At 66.5% G+C, this 1,048-nt stretch carries 1 protein-coding gene; it reads right to left on the minus strand.

What is annotated here, in order from left to right:
- Window positions 1-1,048, minus strand: a 1,048-nt coding sequence (locus tag ACZ516_RS33870) for a condensation domain-containing protein (RefSeq protein WP_469013628.1), incomplete at both ends; no start/stop codon positions are given.

Below are 1,048 nucleotides of genomic sequence, written 5' to 3' on the forward strand. Positions count from 1 at the left end.
GGTGACCTCTGCCCAGAACCGCTGATCGTCCTCGTTCTCCAGCGACTTCAGCTCAGCCGCCACGAAATCGGCGTACCGGACAGCGGGAGCCTCGTACACCGGAAGTTCTCGGCCGTCACGCAGGGCGGCGTATACCTCGAGGAGTTCCGCGGTGAGCGCGTTGACGCTCCAGCCCTCGGTGGCCGCGTGGCTCTGCACCAGGGTCAGGCGCCAGATGCCGTCCGACTCCAGGTGCACGTGGACACGTAGCGTCGGTGCGACGGTGACATCGAGTCCGCCCGCACGTTCCTCGCGCGCCCAGGCGAACTCGGTCGCACGCAGGCTCTCTTCGTCCAGCTGCCGCAGGTCGTGGACCAGGACCGGTATGTCGACGGAGGCGTGAACGAGTTGGAGGGGCTGGGAGTAGCCGTCCAGGTGCATGGAGGTGCGCAGGATGTCGTGGCGGTCGGCCACGGTCTGGAGTGCTTCGTGGAGGGCTTCGGCGGAGAAGCCCTGGCCGTCGGGGGCCGGGATGCGGAAGGAGTTGATGTTGATGTAGGTGCCGGGGCGCTCGCCCGTGAGCATCTCCACGAGCATGCCGGTCTGCACCTGGGAGAGCGGGTAGGCGTCGACCACATCGGCCGGCAGCGCGGCCCGATCCGTCTCGCTGATCAGTGTGAAGGGTGTGATGGGGGTGAAGTGGTTTTCTTCGGTGGTGGGTGTGGTGTGTGTGGCGAGTTGGTTGATGGTGCGGTGTTCGAAGATGTCGCGGATGGTGATCTGGTGGCCGTGGGTGCGCAGGGCGCCTGCCAGTCGGACGGCGCGGATGGAGTCGCCGCCGAGGTCGAAGAAGCTGTCGTGGGTGCTGATGTGGTCGGGGTCGAGGTTGAGGATCTCGGCCCAGGCCTGAGCGAAGGCGCGTTCGGTGTCGGTGGTGGGGGCTATGCGCTTGTTGGTGGTGAGGGCTTGTCGGTCGGGTGCGGGGAGGGCTTTGGTGTCGAGCTTGCCGTTGTGGGTGAGGGGGATGCGGTCCAGCGTTATGAAGGCGCTGGGGATCATGTAGTCGGGC

Source organism: Streptomyces sp. NPDC034037 (genome assembly GCF_055575715.1).